The sequence below is a fragment of the Variovorax sp. N23 genome (genome assembly GCF_025486315.1).
Lineage (GTDB): Bacteria > Pseudomonadota > Gammaproteobacteria > Burkholderiales > Burkholderiaceae_C > Variovorax.
Genome location: NZ_JAOOPY010000001.1, coordinates 416,695 through 436,054, shown reverse-complemented (window position 1 = coordinate 436,054; position 19,360 = coordinate 416,695). Strand labels below are relative to the sequence as shown.

9 protein-coding genes are annotated in these 19,360 nt (G+C 69.2%); 7 read left to right on the top strand and 2 right to left on the bottom strand.

Annotated elements, in window-relative coordinates; all coding sequences use genetic code 11:
• The first annotated feature begins 144 nt into the window (after window positions 1–144).
• The 7 genes from glgB (at window position 145) to N8A90_RS02015 (ending at window position 17,506) form a co-directional block, all read left to right on the top strand.
• Window positions 145–2,037, top strand: a complete 1,893-nt coding sequence (gene glgB, locus N8A90_RS02045) for a 1,4-alpha-glucan branching protein GlgB (RefSeq protein ID WP_262072972.1) — start codon at window positions 145–147, stop codon at window positions 2,035–2,037.
• Window positions 2,030–4,165: an alpha-1,4-glucan--maltose-1-phosphate maltosyltransferase gene (locus tag N8A90_RS02040; protein ID WP_262072971.1), complete on the top strand. Its 2,136-nt coding sequence runs from the start codon at window positions 2,030–2,032 to the stop codon at window positions 4,163–4,165. The genes glgB and N8A90_RS02040 overlap by 8 nt, the downstream gene beginning before the upstream one ends.
• A gap of 22 nt (window positions 4,166–4,187) precedes the next feature.
• Window positions 4,188–7,562: a maltose alpha-D-glucosyltransferase gene (gene treS / locus N8A90_RS02035; RefSeq protein WP_262072970.1), complete on the top strand. Its 3,375-nt coding sequence runs from the start codon at window positions 4,188–4,190 to the stop codon at window positions 7,560–7,562.
• Between the two features lie 41 nt (window positions 7,563–7,603).
• The gene (locus N8A90_RS02030) at window positions 7,604–8,311 is read left to right on the top strand and encodes a mechanosensitive ion channel family protein (protein ID WP_262072969.1); all 708 of its coding nucleotides are present in this window, start codon (window positions 7,604–7,606) and stop codon (window positions 8,309–8,311) included.
• A gap of 78 nt (window positions 8,312–8,389) precedes the next feature.
• Window positions 8,390–10,528, top strand: coding sequence for a glycogen debranching protein GlgX (gene glgX, locus N8A90_RS02025; protein ID WP_262072968.1), 2,139 nt, complete (start codon window positions 8,390–8,392; stop codon window positions 10,526–10,528).
• Window positions 10,525–12,369, top strand: coding sequence for a malto-oligosyltrehalose trehalohydrolase (gene treZ / locus N8A90_RS02020; RefSeq protein ID WP_262072967.1), 1,845 nt, complete (start codon window positions 10,525–10,527; stop codon window positions 12,367–12,369). The genes glgX and treZ overlap by 4 nt, the downstream gene beginning before the upstream one ends.
• Window positions 12,362–17,506, top strand: coding sequence for a malto-oligosyltrehalose synthase (locus tag N8A90_RS02015; RefSeq protein ID WP_262072966.1), 5,145 nt, complete (start codon window positions 12,362–12,364; stop codon window positions 17,504–17,506). Before treZ ends, N8A90_RS02015 begins: the two co-directional genes overlap by 8 nt.
• A 95-nt stretch (window positions 17,507–17,601) precedes the next feature.
• Here N8A90_RS02015 and N8A90_RS02010 read toward each other — a convergent pair whose 3' ends face one another.
• Window positions 17,602–18,471 (bottom strand): ATP-binding protein, encoded by an 870-nt coding sequence (locus N8A90_RS02010; RefSeq protein ID WP_262072965.1) that lies wholly within the window; start codon window positions 18,469–18,471, stop codon window positions 17,602–17,604.
• 168 nt (window positions 18,472–18,639) lie between these two features.
• Complete coding sequence (locus tag N8A90_RS02005) at window positions 18,640–19,335, bottom strand: response regulator transcription factor (RefSeq protein WP_262072964.1); 696 nt, start codon at window positions 19,333–19,335, stop codon at window positions 18,640–18,642.
• Window positions 19,336–19,360: the final 25 nt, after the last annotated feature.

Sequence of the window (19,360 nt, the reverse complement as noted above, 5' to 3'; positions counted from 1 at the left end):
CCCCGGCTCAAGCCCGACATAGCTCCTGTCCGACAGGACGAAGGGCGCTCGGCGGCCCGCGATGTCAAGCGGGTGGCGTAGGCTAAAGGCTTCAGGCCCGAAGTGGAAGCGCCGGACTTTTCCGGCGCAACAAGGAACGCACCCGTGCACATCGAACCCCCTCGCCTCAGCGAGCATGACGTCTGGCTTTTCCGCGAAGGCACGCACGCGAAACTGCACGACACCATGGGCTGCCACCTCCAGCCCGGAGGAGGCGCCAGCTTCGCGGTGTGGGCGCCCAATGCGCAGGCGGTGTCGGTGATCGCCGACTGGAACGGCTGGGACGACAGCGCGATGCGCCTGGCGCCGCGCGCGGACGGCAGCGGCGTGTGGGAAGGCTTCGACCCGCAAGCCGTGCGCGGCGCCGTCTACAAATACCGCATCTTCTCCGCCGCGAACGGCAACGTGCTGGAGAAGGCCGATCCCTTCGCCTTCTACGCCGAACCGCCGCCGGCCACCGGCTCGCGCGTCTGGTCGCTCGAGCACACCTGGAACGACGATGCGTGGATGGCCGCACGCGGCCCGAAGAACGCGCTCGACGCGCCGATGTCGACCTACGAACTGCACGCCGGCTCCTGGCAGCGGCAGGACGGCCAGATGCTGGGCTGGCGCGAGCTGGGCGAGCGGCTGGCCGACTACATGGTCGACATGGGCTTCACCCACGTCGAGCTGATGCCGGTGACCGAGCACCCCTTCTACGGCTCCTGGGGCTACCAGACCACCGGCTACTTCGCGCCGACCTCGCGCTACGGCACGCCGCAGGACTTCATGGCCTTCGTCGACCACATGCACCAGCGCGGCATCGGCGTGCTGCTGGACTGGGTGCCCTCGCACTTCCCGACCGACGCCCACGGCCTGGCCTTTTTCGACGGCACGCACCTGTTCGAGCATGCGGACCCGCGCCAGGGCTTCCATCCGGAATGGAACTCGAGCATCTTCAACTACGGCCGCAACGAGGTGCGCAGCGTCCTGATCTCGTCGGCGCTGTTCTGGCTCGAGCGCTACCACCTGGATGGCCTGCGGGTCGACGCGGTGGCGTCGATGCTCTACCTCGACTACGCGCGCCAGCCCGGCGAGTGGATTCCCAACATTCACGGGGGCCGCGAGAACCTCGAGGCCATCGGCTTCCTGCGCGACCTCAACCGCGCGGTCTACCGCGAGCACCCCGACACCGTGTCGGTCGCCGAGGAATCGACCGCCTGGCCGATGGTCTCGCGGCCCACCGACATGGGTGGCCTGGGCTTCGGCATGAAGTGGAACATGGGGTGGATGCACGACACGCTGTCGTACTTCGCGAAGGACCCGGTGCACCGCCGGCACCACCATCACCAGCTCACCTTCTCGCTGGTCTATGCCTTCAACGAGAACTTCGTGCTGCCGCTCTCGCACGACGAGGTGGTGCACGGCAAGGGCTCGCTCATCCACAAGATGCCCGGCGATGCCTGGCAGCAATTCGCGAACCTGCGCGCGCTGTTCGGCCTGATGTGGGCACACCCCGGCAAGAAGCTGCTCTTCATGGGCGGCGAGTTCGGTCAGCGGCGCGAATGGACGCACGACGGCGAACTCGAATGGTGGGTCACCGGCCAGCAAGGCCACGGCGGGCTGCAGCATTTCGTGCGCGAACTCAACCGCGTGTACAAGGCCGAACCCGCGCTGTACGAGCTCGACTTCTCGCCCGAAGGCTTCGAGTGGGTCGAGGCCGACGACGCACAGAACAGCGTCTTCGCCTTCCTGCGCAAGGCGCGCAACGGCGACCCGGTGCTGGTGGTGTGCAACCTCACGCCGCTGCCCCGCACCAACTACCGCCTGGGCGTGCCGCTGCCCGGCCTGTGGCGCGAACTGCTCAACAGCGACGCGCGCGACTACGGTGGTGCCGGCTGGGGCAACATGGGCACGGTCGAGTCCTCGCCGCTGCCGGCCCACGGCCACCCGCACGCGCTGACGCTGACGCTGCCGCCTCTTTCCACCCTGATCCTGAAGCTTGAGACCCATGCCTAAGAGCCCATCGAAGAGCACACCGACGCCAGCCGCGAAGCCGGGACGCGCATCCAGGGACAGCACCACGGCTGCCGCGCCGGCCATCCCCGAAACACAGACCGCCGCGTTGATCGCGCATCCGCACAGCCTGCCCAAGGAAGGCCGCATCCGCGCGGTGATCGACGCGGTCCTGCCCAACGTCGATGGCGGCCGCTTCGCGGTCAAGCGCATCGCGGGCGAGCCTTTCGAGATCACGGCCCATTGCTTCACCGATGGCCACGACGTGCTGCGCGCGGTCGTCCAGTGGTGGCGCGAGGGCGACACCACGGTGCACGAGGCGCCGCTCGCCCTCCTCCACAACGACGTGTGGAAGGGAGGCTTCACGCCACCGGTGCCGGGCCGCTACGTCTACTCGGTGCTGGCGTGGGTGGATGGCTTCGCGTCGTGGCGCCACGAGCTGACGCGTCGCGTCGACGATGCCGACATCCGCATCGCCGCCAAGGTCGGTGCGCTCGAGGTCGCAGCCGCCGCAGGGCGTGCCACGGGCGACGACGCCGCCACGCTCACGCGCCTGGCGGTCGAACTCGACCGCGCTGCGGCTGACGAAACGGTCACCAGCACGGCCCTCAAGGCGCTGGCGCTCGACGAGCAGTTGGAAGCCCTGGCGTCGCTCTATCCAGACCGCCGCCTGGAGGCACGCTACGGCGCCGAGCTGTCGCTGGTGGTCGACCGCGCACGCGCACGCTTTAGCAGCTGGTACGAACTCTTCCCGCGCTCGGCCGGCACCGTGCTCGGCGAGCACGGCACCTTCCGCGACGTCGAGGCACGCCTGCCCGCGATCCAGAAGATGGGCTTCGACGTGCTGTACTTCCCGCCGATCCACCCGATCGGCCGCGTCGACCGCAAGGGCAAGAACAACGCACTCGTCACCGAGCCCGACGACGTCGGCAGCCCGTGGGCCATCGGCGCCGAGGAAGGCGGCCACAAATCCATCTTGCCCGCGCTCGGCACACCCGAGGACTTCCGGCACCTGGTGGCCGAAGCCGGCAGGCACGGCCTCGAAATCGCCCTGGACATCGCCTTCCAGTGCGCGCCCGACCATCCCTACGTCAAGGCGCACCCGGACTGGTTCCGCTGGCGGCCCGACGGCACGGTGCAGTACGCCGAGAACCCGCCCAAGAAGTACCAGGACATCTACCCCTTCAACTTCGAGTGCGACGACTGGCAGGGGCTGTGGACCGAATTGAAGAGCGTGTTCGACCACTGGATAGCCGAGGGCGTGACGATCTTCCGCGTCGACAACCCGCATACCAAGGCCTTCCCGTTCTGGGAATGGGTCATCACGGAGATCAAGCGCGAACACCCCGAAGTTCTCTTCCTGGCCGAAGCCTTCACCCGGCCGAAGGTGATGCACCGGCTGGCCAAGCTCGGTTTCTCGCAGTCGTACACCTACTTCACCTGGCGCAACACCAAGCAGGAGCTGACGGAGTACTTCACCGAGCTGTCGCAGGGCCCCGGCCACGACTACTTCCGCCCCAACGTCTGGCCCAACACGCCGGACATCCTGCACGAGCAGTTGCAGAGCGGCGAGGCACCGATGTTCCGCCTGCGGCTGGCGCTGGCCGCCACGCTGGCGGCCAGCTACGGCATCTACGGCCCGGCCTACGAGCTGCTCGAACACAAGCCGCGCCACGCGGGCAGCGAGGAATACCTCGATTCGGAGAAGTACCAGCTGCGCACCTGGCCGACCGACATGCCGCACAGCCTGGCGCCCTTCATCGCGCGCATCAACCGCATCCGCCACGACAACCCGGCCCTGCAGACCAACGCGACGCTGCGCTTCCTGCCGGTCGAGAACGACCAGCTGCTGGCCTACGTGAAGTCCTCGGACGACGGCAGCAACGTGGTGGTCACGGTCGTCAACCTCGACCCGCACAACGCGCAGTCCGGCTGGATCGGCCTTGCGCCCGAATCGATCGGTGTGCCGGCCGGCCAGTCCTTCCAGGTGCACGACCTGCTGAGCGACCAGCGCTTCCTGTGGCAGGGCGAATGGCACTACGTCATGCTCGAGCCGCAGAGCACGCCGGCGCACGTGCTGCGGGTGCGACGCCGCACCCGCGACGAGAACGACTTCGAATACTTCCTGTGAAAAGAAGAGAGGCCCCGTGGTCATGAACGCACCCCTTCAAGCCCCCCATGTGCAGCCGGCCACGGCCGGCAACGTGCCCGCCCTCACGCTCGAAACACCGGAAATCGACACCAGCGACGACCCGCAGTGGTACCGCGATGCGGTCATCTACCAGCTCAACGTCAAGGCCTTCTTCGATTCGAACAACGACGGCATGGGCGACTTCAAGGGCGTGACCGCGAAGCTCGACTACGTCAAGGAGCTGGGCGTCAACACGATCTGGTTGATGCCCTTCTACCCGTCGCCGCTGCGCGACGACGGCTACGACATCTCGGAGTACGAGAGCGTCCACCCGCAGTACGGCACGATCGAGGACTTCCGGGAAATGCTCGAGGCCGCGCATGCCCGTGGCCTGCGCGTGATCACCGAGCTGGTCATCAACCACACCTCGAGCGAACACCCGTGGTTCAAGGCGGCCCGCGCCGCGCCACCCGGCTCGCCCGAGCGCAACTTCTACGTGTGGAGCGACACCGACCAGATCTACCAGGGCACGCGGATCATCTTCACCGACACCGAGACCTCGAACTGGACCTGGGACCCGGTGGCCAAGCAGTACTTCTGGCACCGCTTCTTCAGCCACCAGCCCGACCTCAACTTCGACAACCCGGCGGTGCTCGAAGCGATCATGAAGACCATGCGCTTCTGGCTGGACATGGGCGTCGACGGCTTCCGGCTCGATGCCATTCCCTACCTGGTCGAGCGCGACGGCACCAGCAACGAGAACCTGCCCGAGACGCACGACGTCATCAAGAAGCTGCGCGCCACCATCGACGCCGAGTACAGGAACCGCTTCCTGCTGGCCGAGGCCAACATGTGGCCCGAAGACGTGCGCGAGTATTTCGGCAATGGCGACGAATGCCACATGGCGTACCACTTCCCGCTGATGCCGCGCATGTACATGGCCATCGCGCAGGAAGACCGCGACCCGATCATCGAGATCATGCAGCAGACGCCCGACATCCCGGACGGCTGCCAGTGGGCCATCTTCCTGCGCAACCACGACGAACTCACGCTCGAGATGGTGACCAGCCGCGAGCGCGACTACATGTACCGCATGTACGCCGCCGACCCGCGCGCACGCATCAACCTGGGCATCCGCCGCCGGCTGGCGCCGCTGATGGAAAACGACATCGACCGCATCAAGCTGATGAACAGCATGCTGCTGTCGATGCCCGGCTCGCCCATCATCTATTACGGCGACGAGATCGGCATGGGCGACAACGTCTTCGTGGGCGACCGCAACGGCGTGCGCACGCCCATGCAGTGGAGCCCCGACCGCAATGCCGGCTTCTCGCGCGCCGACCCGCAGAGCCTGTACCTGCAGCCGATCATGGACCCCATGTACGGCTACGAGGCGCTCAACGTCGAGACGCAATCGCGCGAAGCCAGTTCGCTCCTGAACTGGACCAAGCGCATGCTCGCCGTGCGCAAGACCAGCCATGCCTTCGGGCGCGGCAAGCGCCGCTTCCTGAAGCCGGGCAACCGCAAGATCCTCGCCTACCTGAGCGAGTACGGCGACGACGCCATCCTCACCGTCTTCAACCTGTCGCGCTCAGCGCAGCCGGTGGAGCTCGACCTGTCGGCCTTCAAGGGCCGCGTGCCGGTCGAGATGCTCGGCAAGACCGCGTTCCCGCCGGTGGGCGACCTGCCCTACCTGCTGACGCTGCCGTCGCACGGCTTCTACTGGTTCCGCCTGTCGGCCGAGGTCCAGATGCCGGCCTGGCACCAGGAAGGCACGCCGCTGCAGGACCGCGCGGTGCTCGTGCTGTTCGACGGCTGGACCAGCTTCTTCCGCGAGCGCGTGATGCCCTGGCGCATCGGCATGGCCGAGCGCATGCGCCTGCAGCTGGAGACCGAAACCCTGCCGCGCCACGTCGAGACGCAGCGCTGGTATGCGTCCAAGGGCACGACCATCGCGCGCGCCCGCCTGCGCGACCACGCGGTGTGGGACGCCGGCCAGCGCAGCTGGATGCTGCCGCTGCTCGACCTCGACGGGCCGGCCGAAGCCTCCACCTACTTCATGCCGCTCGCCATCGCCTGGGAAGACCACGACGAGGATCGCCTGAAGGCGCTGATGGCCTGCCCCGTGGCCAAGGTGCGCCAGCAGGCCAACGTCGGCGTGATGGCCGACGCCTTCTTCGACGAGGGCTTCTGCCGCGCGCTGATCGAGGCGATGGGCAGCGGCCTCACACTGCCGACCGCCGGGGGCAAGCTGGTGTTCACGCACACCGATGCCTTCGCCAAACTGGCCGGCAAGGACGTCGCGACCCTGCCCGTGACCGCGCCGACCGCGCAGAGCAGCAACACCGTGGTCACGCTGGGCGAGCGCCTGTTCCTCAAGGGCTACCGTCGGCTGCGCCCGGGCATCAACCCCGAGCTGGAGATGGGCCGCTTCCTCACCGAGGTGGCCAAATACCCGAACTGCGTGCCGGTGGCCGGTGCGCTGGAATACGTGGCCGGCGACGGCAGCACCATGACGCTGGCGATGGTGCAGTCCTATGTGCCCAACCAGGGCGATGGCTGGGACTACACGCTCAGTTACCTGGAGCGCCACCTGGAGGCGATGCGCACCGTCGATGCGCCGCAACCCACCGATGTGCATGGCGGCTTCCTGTCGCTGATGCACACCCTGGGCGAACGCACCGCCGAGCTGCATCTGGCGCTGTCGCAGCGCACCGGCCATGCGGCCTTCGACCCGGAGCCGCTGACGACGCAGGACGTGATCGCCTGGCGCGAGCGCGCTGCCAGCGAGGCCGGCCGCACGCTCGACCGGCTGGCCGAACGCCTGCCCGACCTGCCGCACGAGCTGCAGGACGAGGCCAAGCGGCTGCTGGTGCGTGCGGCGGAGGTGCGGGCACGCGTCGCCGACTTCCCGCTGGAGGGCCAGAGCGGCATCAAGACCCGTTTCCACGGCGACTACCACCTGGGCCAGGTGCTGGTGTCGCGCAACGACTTCCTGATCATCGACTTCGAGGGCGAGCCCGCGCGCAGCTTCGAGGAACGGCGCCAGCGCAGTTCGGCCTTGCGCGACGTGGCCGGCATGGTGCGTTCCTTCAACTACGCACGCTGGTCGGCCCTGCGCCGCGTGGCCCAGAGCGCCGACGAGATCGTCAAGCTCGAGCCCGCCGCGCGCGAATGGGAAGCCGAGACGCGCGACGCCTTCCTGGGCGCCTACCTGGCGCGCATGAGCCACGGCGGCGCGGTGCAGAGCGCCGAATCGGCCACCCGCCTGCTCGCGCTCTTCGAGTTCGAGAAGGCGATGTACGAGTTGCGCTACGAGCTCGACAACCGGCTCGACTGGGTGCAGGTGCCGCTCCAAGGCATCCTGGCACTGATCGACCGCCACCACGGCCATTGAACGACTGAAGCACCGCGACACCCGGCACCCGGAGAGACACCATGGACAATTTCAGCATCCACCTCGAGCCCGTACGGGCCATCCTCTACCAGATCGGCGCCTTCCTGCCGCGCCTGCTGATCGCCGTCGTGGTGGTCATCGCCGGCTGGCTGCTCGCCAAAGTGGCGCGCTTCGCCGTCGTGAAGGCCATGCGCGCCATCAACTTCCCCGTGCTCACCGAGCGCTCGGGTCTGGACGGCTTCCTGCGCCAGGGCGGCATGACCGGGGACACCACCACCATCTTCGGCGTGCTGGTGTACTGGCTGGTCATCCTGGCGGCGCTGCTCATCGCCTTCAACGGCCTGGGGCTGACCTACATCACCGACCTGCTCGGCCGCGTGGTGTGGTTCGTGCCCAATGTGTTCGTCGCGCTCTTGGTGCTGGCCTTCGGCGCCTACTTCGCGCGTTTCATCGGCGACACCGTGACGACCTACTGCCGCAACGTGAAGATGCAGGACGCGCTGCTGCTGGGCAAACTGGCGCAGTACGCGGTGATGGCCTTCGTGATCCTGATCGCGCTCGACCAGATCAGGGTCGGCGGCGACATCATCCGCGAGAGCTTTCTGATCCTGCTGGGCGGCGTGGTCTTCGCCATCGCGCTGGCCTTCGGCCTGGGCGGCAAGGACTGGGCGGCCGAACGCATCGAGGAATGGTGGCCGCGCCGCGGGCGCTCGCTGAAAGAGCGCGAGGACAGCGATCGGCTGCCCTGACCCTGCCGACGCCGTGGCACGCGGCTTGCCTCGCCCTCGGGCACGTTCCTCTTCCTTCGCCGACCGCGCACCGTTGCCATGAAATCACCCAACCCGATCCACATCGTCTGGCCCGGTGCCGCCTACCCGCGCGGCGCCACCTGGGACGGCGAGGGCGTCAACTTCGCCCTCTTCTCGCAGCATGCCGAGAAGGTCGAGCTGTGCATCTTCGACGACAGCGGCCGGCATGAACTGCAGCGCATCGTGCTGCGCGAGCGCACCGACGACGTGTGGCACTGCTACCTGCCCGAGGCCCGCCCCGGCATGGCCTACGGCTACCGCGTGCATGGCCCCTACAAGCCGGAGGACGGCCACCGCTTCAACCCGCACAAGCTGCTGATCGACCCGTACGCGAAAGACCTGGTGGGCCAGCTGCGCTGGAGCGACGCGCTGTACGGCTACACCATCGGCAGCAAGCGCGAGGACCTGTCCTTCGACCGGCGCGACAGCGCGTCCTTCATGCCCAAGGGCCGCGTGCTCGAAACCGCCTTCACCTGGGGCGACGACCGCCGGCCGCAGATCGCGCGGCAGGACATGGTCATCTACGAGATGCACGTGCGCGGCTTCACCATGCAGCACCCCGAGGTGCCGCCCGAACTGCGCGGCACCTACGCGGGCCTGGCGACCGCGCCGGTCATCGACTACCTGCAGCGCCTGGGCATCACCACGGTCGAGCTGCTGCCGGTGCACAGCTACCTGAACGACCGCCACCTCGCCGAGAAGGGCCTGCAGAACTACTGGGGTTACAACACCCTCGGCTTCTTCGCCCCCCAGATGCGCTACAGCGCAGCGCGCAAGGTGAAGGAGTTCAAGACGATGGTGAAGACGCTGCACTCCGCAGGCATCGAGGTGATCCTCGACGTGGTCTACAACCACACCTGCGAAGGCAACCAGCTCGGGCCGACGCTGTCGCTGCGCGGCGTGGACAACGCGTCCTACTACATCGTCAACGCCGACAACCGGCGCTACTACGACGACTTCACCGGCTGCGGCAACACCGTCAACCTCGAGCATCCGCGCGCGCTGCAGCTGGTGATGGACTCGCTGCGCTACTGGGTCGAGGAGATGCACGTCGACGGCTTCCGCTTCGACCTGGCCTCGGCCCTGGCACGCGAGAGCGGCAAGGTCGAGAACCTCGGCGGCTTCTTCGATGCCATCCGGCAGGACCCGGTGCTCAACCGCGTCAAGCTCATCGCCGAGCCGTGGGACCTCGGCCACGGCGGCTACCAGGTGGGCAACTTCCCGCTCGGCTGGGCCGAATGGAACGACCGCTACCGCGACGGCATGCGCAGCTACTGGAAGGGCGACGGCGGCCTGCTCGGCGAAGTGGCCAGCCGGCTCACCGGCTCGCAGGACCTGTACGGCTGGTCGGGCAAGCAGCCGCCGGCCAGCATCAACTTCGTGACCGCGCACGACGGCTTCACGCTGCACGACCTGGTGTCGTACAACGAGAAGCATAACGAGGCCAACGGCGAGGACAACCGCGACGGCAGCAGCAACAACCATGCGTGGAACTGCGGCGTCGAGGGGCCGACCGACGACCCCGAGGTGCTGTCGCTGCGCGCACGACAGAAGCGCAACCTGCTTGCGACGCTGCTGCTGTCGCAGGGCGTGCCGATGCTCCTGGCCGGGGACGAATCCGGCCACACGCAGAAGGGCAACAACAACGTCTACTGCCAGGACAACGAACTCGGCTGGCTCGACTGGGCGCTCGACGACGAGCGCCTCGCCCTGCGCGACTTCACGCGCCACCTGGTGCACCTGCGCCGGCGCCACCCGTCCTTCGGGCGCCGCAGCTTCTTCCGCGGTGCGCCGCTGAAGGGCACGGCCGCCAAGGACCTGGTCTGGTACCGCCCCGACGGCCAGGAGATGAGCCCCGGCGACTGGGACGACGGCAACGCGCGCTGCATCGCCATGTTCATGTCCGGCTGCGGCATCGCCGACATGGGGCGGCGCGGCGAGCCGCTGGTCGACGACGACTTCCTGCTGCTCTTCAACGCCCACCACGAGGACATGGAATTCACCCTGCCCGCCGATGGCGCCCCCTGGCACCTGCGCGTCGACACGGCCAGCGACACGCTGCCCGACGACGAGGCGCCCCCCCTGGTGCAAGCCACCCTGCGCGTGCATTGCCGTTCGCTGGTGCTGCTCGCCCGACCCGCGAGACCACACCCATGAAACGTGCCCACCCCATGCCCTTCGGCGCCAGCCTGCTCGACGGCGGCGGCGTGCTCTTTCGCTACTGGGCGCCTGGCCTGGCGCGCGTCGAACTCGAGCGCGAAGGCGCCGAGGGCGCGCTGCCGATGCTGCCCTATGCCGACGGTTGGCACCACCTCGAGGTGCCCGAAGCCGCGGCCGGCGACCGCTACCGCTTCAAGCTGCCCGACGGCCTGCGCGTGCCCGACCCGGCCTCGCGCCGCAACCCGGACGACGTGCACGGCGCCAGCGAGGTGGTCGACCCGCGCTGCTACCACTGGCACGACACCGCATGGCACGGCCGCCCGTGGCACGAAGCCGTGATCTACGAACTGCACATCGGCACCTTCACGCCCGAAGGCAGCTTCGCCGCGGCGCAACAGCGCCTGGCCGAACTCGCCGACCTCGGCTTCACGGTGATCGAGGTGATGCCGGTCGCCGATTTCCCCGGCCGGCGCGGCTGGGGCTACGACGGCGTGCTGCTGTTCGCGCCCGACGCGGCCTACGGCACGCCCGACGAACTCAAGGCCTTCGTCGACGCGGCGCATGCGCTCGGGCTCATGGTGCTGCTCGACGTGGTCTACAACCACTTCGGCCCGGAAGGCAACTACCTGCATGCCGGCAGCCCGGCCTTCTTCAACCCGGCCCACCAGACGCCCTGGGGCGCCGCCATCAACTACGACGGCGAACTGGCGCGCACGGTGCGCGACTTCTTCGTGCACAACGCGCTGTACTGGGTGGAGGAGTTCCGCTTCGACGGCCTGCGCATGGACGCAGTGCATGCGATCCGCGACGACTCGACCACCGACATCGTGCAGGAGATCTGCGCCGCCCTGCGCGACGGGCCGGGCCGCGAACGCCAGGTGCACGTCGTGCTGGAGAACGACGCCAACGGCGCGCACTACCTCGAACGCGATGCCGACAACCGCCCGCTCTGCGCCACCGCGCAGTGGAACGACGACCTGCACCATGCGGCGCACGTGCTCGTCACCGGCGAGCGCGACGGCTACTACGCCGACTATGCGGACGACGCCGTCGACAGCTTCGGCGTGGCACTGGCGCAGGGCTTCGTCTACCAGGGCCAGCCCTCGCCCTTCCGCCATGGCGAGCACCGCGGCGAGCCGAGTGCGCACCTGCCGCTGACCGCCTTCGTCTCCTTCCTGCAGACGCACGACCAGGTCGGCAACCGGGCCTTCGGCGACCGCATCGCGGCGCTGGCCGACCCGGTACTGCTGCGCGCGGCCTACGCCTGCCTGCTGCTGTCGCCGCACGCGCCGATGCTGTTCATGGGCGAGGAATACGCGGCGTCGACGCCCTTCCTCTACTTCTGCGACTTCGGCCCCGAGCTGGCGGCCGCCGTGTCCGAAGGCCGCCGCGCCGAGTTCGGCGGCTTCGCGGCCTTCAAGGACGAGGCCGCGCGCGCACGCATCCCCGACCCGAACGCCGAATCGACCTTCGGCGCCTCGAAGCTCCGTTGGGAAGAGCGCACCGACGGCGCCCATGCCGACCTGCTGGCGCATGTGCGCGACCTGCTCACGCTGCGCCGCGAGCGGCTGATGCCGCGCCTGGCCGCGCACCGCACCGGTGGCAAGCACTGGCGCGACGGCGAAGCGCTGCGCGTGCGCTGGGAAGTCGGCGGCGCCGCGCCCGGCCGCTTCGCGCAACTGAACCTGGTGGCGTACTTCGGCACCGCGCCCATCGACGCAACGCCGCTGGCGGGCGACCTGCTCTACACATCGGCCACCGACCGCGACGCCGGCCCGACCTGGCGGCTCGCGCCCGGCGCCGTCTGCCTGACCCTCGAGGAGAACCCGCTTGCCTGACGCCCCCCACGGCGAACACGAGGCGCTGCAGCGCCTGTGCGCCCACTTCGGCATCGCGACCGACTACCACGACATCTTCGGCAACCGCCATGTGATCGCGCCGACCAACCTGGTCACGCTGCTCGAGAGCTTCGGCGTCGACCCGCATGCGCTGCCGCACGAGAGCCTGGCGCAAGTCGAGGCCGCGCGCTGGCAGGAAGCGCTGCCGCCCGCGGTCGCGGTCGACGCCGGGCGTGAGCACTGGCAGCTCACGCTGCGGCTGCCCGCGGCGCAGGCCGACATCGGCTGGACGCTGCACACCGAAGACGGCACGCCGCTGCACGGCCGCATCGACCTGCATGCGCTGCCCGAAGGCGCGCGCGGCGAACGCGACGGCGTGGCCGTGTGCGAACGGCTGGTGACGCTGAGCCTGCCGCTGCCGGTCGGCTACCACCGCCTGAGCCTCGAGGGCCTCGTCGGCGAAACGCTGGTGCTGGCCGCACCGCCGCACTGCTACCAGCCGCCTGCCTTGCAGGGCAACGGCCGCGTGTGGGGCCCGGCGGTGCAGCTCTATGCGCTGCGGTCGGCGCGCAACTGGGGCATCGGCGACTTCAGCGACCTGACGCAACTGGCGCAGCAGGTGGCGCCGCGCGGCGCCGGCATCATCGGCCTGAACCCGCTGCATGCGCTGTTCCCGCACAACCCGGCGCATGCCAGCCCCTACAGCCCGTCGTCGCGCCTGATGCTCGACGTGCTCTACATCGACGTCGAGGCCGTCGATGAATTCCGCGACTGCGAGCCGGCCCAGCGCCTGGTGCAGTCGCCCGACTTCCAGACCCGCCTGGCCGCGCTGCGCGAAGCACCGCTGGTCGACTACCCCGGCGTGGCCGCCGCGAAGTTCGAGGTGCTCGAACTGCTCTACGCCCACTTTCGCGCGCAGCAACGCACCGGCCGCAGCGGCAGCGCGGGCGCCTTCGACGACTTCCGCGCGGCACGCGGCGACACGCTGCGCCGCCATGCGACCTTCGAGGCGCTGCAGGCGCATTTCTTCGAGGGCGATGCCTCCGTGTGGGGCTGGCCGGTGTGGCCCGAGGACTACCGCGATCCGGCATCGCCCGCGGTCGCGCGCTTCGTCCAGACGCAGCCCGAACGCATCGGCTACTACGAGTACCTGCAATGGCAGGCGGCCCGGCAGCTGCAGCGCGCCAGCGACCAGTGCGCCGCGCTCGGCATGGCCGTGGGCCTGTACCTGGACCTTGCGGTGTCGGTCGACCGTGCCGGCTCCGACACCTGGTGCCAGGGCGACCAGTTCGCGCACGGCGCGAGCGTGGGCGCCCCGCCCGACGAGTTCAACCCCAACGGCCAGGGCTGGGGCCTGCCGCCGCTGCGGCCGGACAAGCTGCGCGCCGACGGCTACCGCTTCTTCATCGAGACGCTGCGCGCCAACATGCGCGGCGCCGGCGCGCTGCGCATCGACCATGTGATGGGCCTGATGCGCCTGTTCTGGATTCCGCCGGGCAAGACGCCGCAGGACGGCGCCTATGTGCACTACGCGCTGCACGAGATGCTGGCGGTGGTCGCCATCGAGAGCGAACGCGCGCGCTGCATGGTGATCGGCGAAGACCTCGGCACGGTGGCCGACGAGATGCGCGGCGCATTGGCGCGCTACCAGATCCTGTCGTATCGCCTGATGTACTTCGAGCGCGGCCACGACGGCGAGTTCAAGGCGCCCGCCGACTACCCGCGCCACGCGCTGGTGGCGATCAGCACGCACGACCTGGCCACGCTCAGCGGCTGGTGGACCGGCCACGACCTGCGCCTGCGCCTGTCGCTCGGCCTGTTCCCGAACCAGGCGCTGTTCGAGAAGCAGCTGTTCGACCGCGCGCAGGAGCGCGTGCGCCTGCTGCTGGCGGTGCAGCGCGCCGGGCTGCTGTCGGGCGACGCCGTGGCGCAGGCCACCGGTGCGCAGACGCTGGAGCCCGAGACCGTGGCCGCCCTTCACGCCTTCCTCGCGAGCACCGCGTCGCAGGTGATGATGGTGCAGCTCGAAGACGCCATCGGTCAGGTCGAGCAGGCCAACATGCCGGGCACGACCGACGCGCACCCCAACTGGCAGCGCAAGCTCACGCTCGACCTGCAGCAGCTCGCCGTCGACGACAACACGCTGGCCCTGTTCCAGACGCTCGAAGCCGTGCGCCCGCACCCGGCGCGCGCGCCGACCGCACGCCGCGGCATCGAGACGGTCGTGCCGCGCGCCACCTACCGCCTGCAGTTCCACAAGGACTTCACCTTCGACGACGCCATCGCCGTGCTGCCCTACCTGGAGAAGCTGGGCGTGAGCCACGTGTACTGCTCGCCGATCCAGCGCGCGCGGCCGGGCAGCATGCACGGCTACGACGTGGTCGCGCACGACGAGATCAACCCCGAGCTCGGTGGCCGGGCCGGCTTCGAGCGCTTCAGCGCCGCATTGCGCGCGCACGGCATGGGGCAGCTGCTCGACCTGGTGCCCAACCACATGGGCGTGCTGGGCGCCGACAACGCGTGGTGGATGGACGTGCTCGAGAACGGTCCCGCGTCGCTCTACGCGCAGCACTTCGACATCGACTGGCAGCCGCTCAACGTCGAGCTGCACGGCAAGGTGCTGCTGCCCGTGCTGGGCGACCACTACGGCGACGTGCTCGACCGCGGCGAGCTGGTGCTGGCCTTCGACGCCGAGAACGGCAGCCTGGCGGTGCACTACCACGAGCACCGCTTTCCACTCGCGCCCGAGACCTACGCGCGCGTGCTGCAGCGCGCCGAATCGCGCCTGGCCGACCCGGACCTGTCGGCCAGCCTGGCGAGCATCGCCACCTCCTTCGGCCACCTGCCGGCGCGCGAGGCGACCGATGCCGAGCCGGTGGCCGAGCGGGCGCGCGACAAGGAGCTGCTCAAGAGCCGGCTGGCCCGTCTGGTGTCGCGCCAGCTCGACGTGGCGCAGGCCATCGCGGCGGCGCTGGCCGACATCAACGCGCCGGGCGAGCGCGACGCGCTGCACGCGCTGCTCGAAGCGCAGGCCTACCGCCTCGCCTACTGGCGCGTGGCGGCCGACGAGATCAACTACCGGCGCTTCTTCGACATCAACGAACTGGCGGCGCTGCGCATCGAGCGCGAGCCGGTGTTCGAGGCCACGCAGGGCATGGCGCTCGACCTGGCGGCGGCGGGCGTGGTCGACGGCCTGCGCATCGACCACCCCGACGGCCTGTACGACCCGGCCCAGTATTTCAACCGGCTGCAGCAGGGCTACGCCAAGCGCGCCGGCCTGGTGCTGCCCGAGCCCGATGCGGAAGGCCGCCCACCCCGGCCGCTCTACGTCGTGGCCGAGAAGATCGCCGCGTCGCAGGAGGAGGTGCCGGTGCAGTGGGCCATCCACGGCACCACCGGCTACCGCTTCGCGACAGTGGTCAACGGCGTGCTGGTCGACACCGAGGCCGAAGAGCGCTTCCTGCGCATCTGGCGCAGCTTCACCGGCGTGCTGCAGCCCTTCGGCGAACTGGCCTACGAAGGCAAGCGCGCCATCATGCGCAATGCGCTGTCGTCCGAACTCAACGTGTTGTCGAGCGAGCTGCTGCGCATCGCGCGCGGCGACCGGCGCACGCGCGACTACACGCTCAACACGCTGCGCCGTGCGCTGTCGGAAGTCGCGGCCTGCCTGCCGGTGTACCGCAGCTACATCCTCGATGCGCCGTCGGAACAGGACCGCAAGTACATCGACCAGGCGGTGGCCGAGGCACGCCATCGCAGCCGCGACGCCGACGGCTCGGTGTTCGACTTCGTGCGGCTCACGCTGCTGGCCGACACCGTGCCCGGCGCGGACAAGGCCCTGTGCGCACGGGCGCTGCGCCTGGCGGTCCGCTTCCAGCAGTTCAGCGCACCGGTCACGGCCAAGGGCGTGGAAGACACCGCCTTCTACCGCTACTTCCCGCTGAGCTCGCTCAACGAAGTGGGTGGCGAGCCGGCGCATTTCGGCATGACGGTGGCCGACTTCCACACCGCCAGCGCCGACCGCGCGGCGCGCTGGCCGCACACGATGCTGGCCACGTCGACGCACGACAACAAGCGCTCCGAAGACGTGCGCACCCGCATCGACGTGCTCTCCGAGATGCCCGCCGCCTGGCGCCTGGCGCTGCGCCGCTGGCGCGCGATGAACCGCACCGACGCGGACGCCGCAGCCGCCGGCGACGAGCGCGGCGCCATGCCCTCCGCCGCCGACGAGTACCTGCTCTACCAGACGCTGCTGGGCACGCTGCCGGCCGGCGGCTTGACCGACGCCACGCGCGCCGCCTACGTGGAGCGCATCGAGCGCTACATGCTCAAGGCCGCGCGCGAATCGAAGGTACACACGAGCTGGACCTTCCCCGACGAGGACTACGAGAAGGCACTCTCGGGCTTCGTGCAGCGCATCCTCGGCCGCGTCGCCGGCAACCCCTTCCTCGACGACGTGCAGGCGCTGGGCGACACGCTGGCCTGGTTCGGCGCGCTCAACAGCCTGTCGATGACGCTCATCAAGTACGGCTCGCCCGGCGTGCCCGACCTGTACCAGGGCAACGAACTGACCGACCTGAGCCTGGTCGACCCGGACAACCGCCGGCCGGTCGACTACGGCGCGCGCGCGCAGTGGCTGGAGCGCCTCTCGCAGATCGCCCATGGCCCCGGCGAACCGGCGGTCGTGCGTGCGCTGGCCGCGGCGCCGCACGACGGTGGCGCAAAGCTGTGGATCCTCTCGCGCCTGCTTGACCTGCGCCGCGACGAGCCCGCACTGTTCCGCGACGGAGCCTATGCCCCGCTCGAAGCCACCGGCCCTGCCGCGTCGCACGTGCTCGCTTTCGAGCGGACGCACGAGGGCAAGACCCTGCTGATCGTGGCCGGACGCCTCTTCGTCGGCCTGGCGACCAAAGTCGAATTGCAGGCCTCGATCGCTGCATCGGAGGGCTGGCTGCCGCTCGGTGCCCAGGTGTGGCGGGACACGGCCTTGGCCCTGCCCGGCTGGCCCGACGGCACGCGCTTGCGCAACCTGTTCACCGGGGAGGTGCTGACCGTGCGTGATGGGGCGCTGCCGATGAGCGAGGTGTTCTCGCACTTCCCGGGTGCCGCCCTGGTCGCGCTCGACGCGCGCGAATGATCACCGGAACCACCCTGCTCGAGATCCATCACCTCGGCCGTTCCCCATCCGAACGCATCTTGGTGAGGGCGTGAGGGGCACCCCGGTCCGGGCGGTCAACGAGGCAGTTCGATCCTGATCAGCAGACCACCATGGTCGGCGAGCGATGCCTCGATCGCGCCGCCATGGGCGAGCACGGCGCTCCGCGCGATCGCCAGGCCCAGTCCGACGCCACGCCCGAGTTCCTGCTGGTCGATCCGCACGAATGGCTCGAAGATCGCCTCGAGCATGTCCGGCGGCACGCCCGGTCCGTGATCGCCGATCACCACTTCGAGCTGCTGGCCCTCGGCGCGCAAGCGCGCATGCACGTCCACCGCGCTCCCCTCGGCCGTGTGCTTCACGGCATTGCGAATCACATTCTCGAAAGCGCGATAGATCAGCTCGCCATCGACCCGGGCAACAAAGCGCTCCGGCGTCTCGATGCGCACCGACCGGTTCATCGCGCGTCCCTCGAAATCGGCGTCGGCAGCGATGTCGTGCAGAAGCTCGACCAGATCGACCGCACTGCGCGAGACCGGCGCCGCTGCCGCCAGTCGATGCAGGGTGAGCATTTCGCCGATCAGCGCGTCCAGCCGCTGGGTCTCGCGCTCGACGCGCTCGACCATGTCACCCACTTGAGACGAACCCTGCTTGAGCAGCCCGATCGCCGCCTGGATGCGCGAGAGCGGCGAACGCAGCTCGTGCGAGATGTCGTGCAGCAGGCGGTCGCGTGCGGCGATCATCGCCTGCAGCTGCGCGGCCATGCCGTCGATGTCGTGCGCCAGATCGGCGATCTCGTCGCGGCGCCCCTTCATCAGCGGCTCGACCCGCGTGCCCAGCTGGCCTTCGGCCATGCGCTGCAGCCCCCAGCGCAGGTGCTCGAGCGGCCGGGAGAGATACCAGGCCAGGAAGCCACCGAAGATCAGGCTGGCCAGCACGGCGATCATCAGCGGAACGACAGGGAGCCCGATCACCTTGGGCACCGGGTCGCCGGGCGGTGGACTGACGCCGATGAGCGACAGGTAGAGTGCCGTGAAGCCGATGCTCGAAATCATGCAGCTCGACAGCACGAGCAGCAGCTTGCGAAAGAGGCGCGTGGGCCGGACCATCGCCGGTCAGTCCTTGAGCAATTGGTAGCCGAGGCCGCGCACACTCTGGATCCACGAGCGGCCGTCATCGCGCATGCCCATCTTCTGGCGAATGCTGCTGATGTGCACGTCGATGCGGCGATCGAAGCGCGTGAGTGGCCGGCCAAAGGCGGCCTGGGAGATGTCCTGCTTGCTGATCAGCTGCCCCGCATGACGCACGAGAACCTCCAGCAGGTTGAATTCGGTGCCCGTGAGCTCCAGCGGCGCGCCGTGCCAGACAGCCTGGCGCGTGCCCGGATACAGCATGAGAGCGCCGGCCTTGAGCGTCTGCACGGCGCCCGCGCCCTCCGGCTGACTGCGGCTCTCGGTGCGCCGCAGGATCGCCTGGATGCGCGCCACCAGTTCGCCCGGCGTGCAGGGTTTGGGCACGTAGTCGTCCGCACCCATGTTGAGGCCGACGATCTTGTCGACGTTGTCGCCGCGCGCCGTGAGCATGAGCACCGGCACATTGCTCGTGGTGCGGATCCGGCGCAAGGCCTCGATGCCGGACACGCGCGGCATCATGATGTCCAGCACGACGAGTGCGTAGCCGCCGCGCAGTGCCTCGCTCACGCCCGTCTCGCCGTCGTTCGCGACCTGCACCTCGAAGCCCTCGCGGGAGATGTAGAGCGACAGCATCGATGTGAGGTCGACGTCGTCGTCGACAAGCAGAACCCTGTGCATCGCAGCGAGTATGGCGCCGAACCGG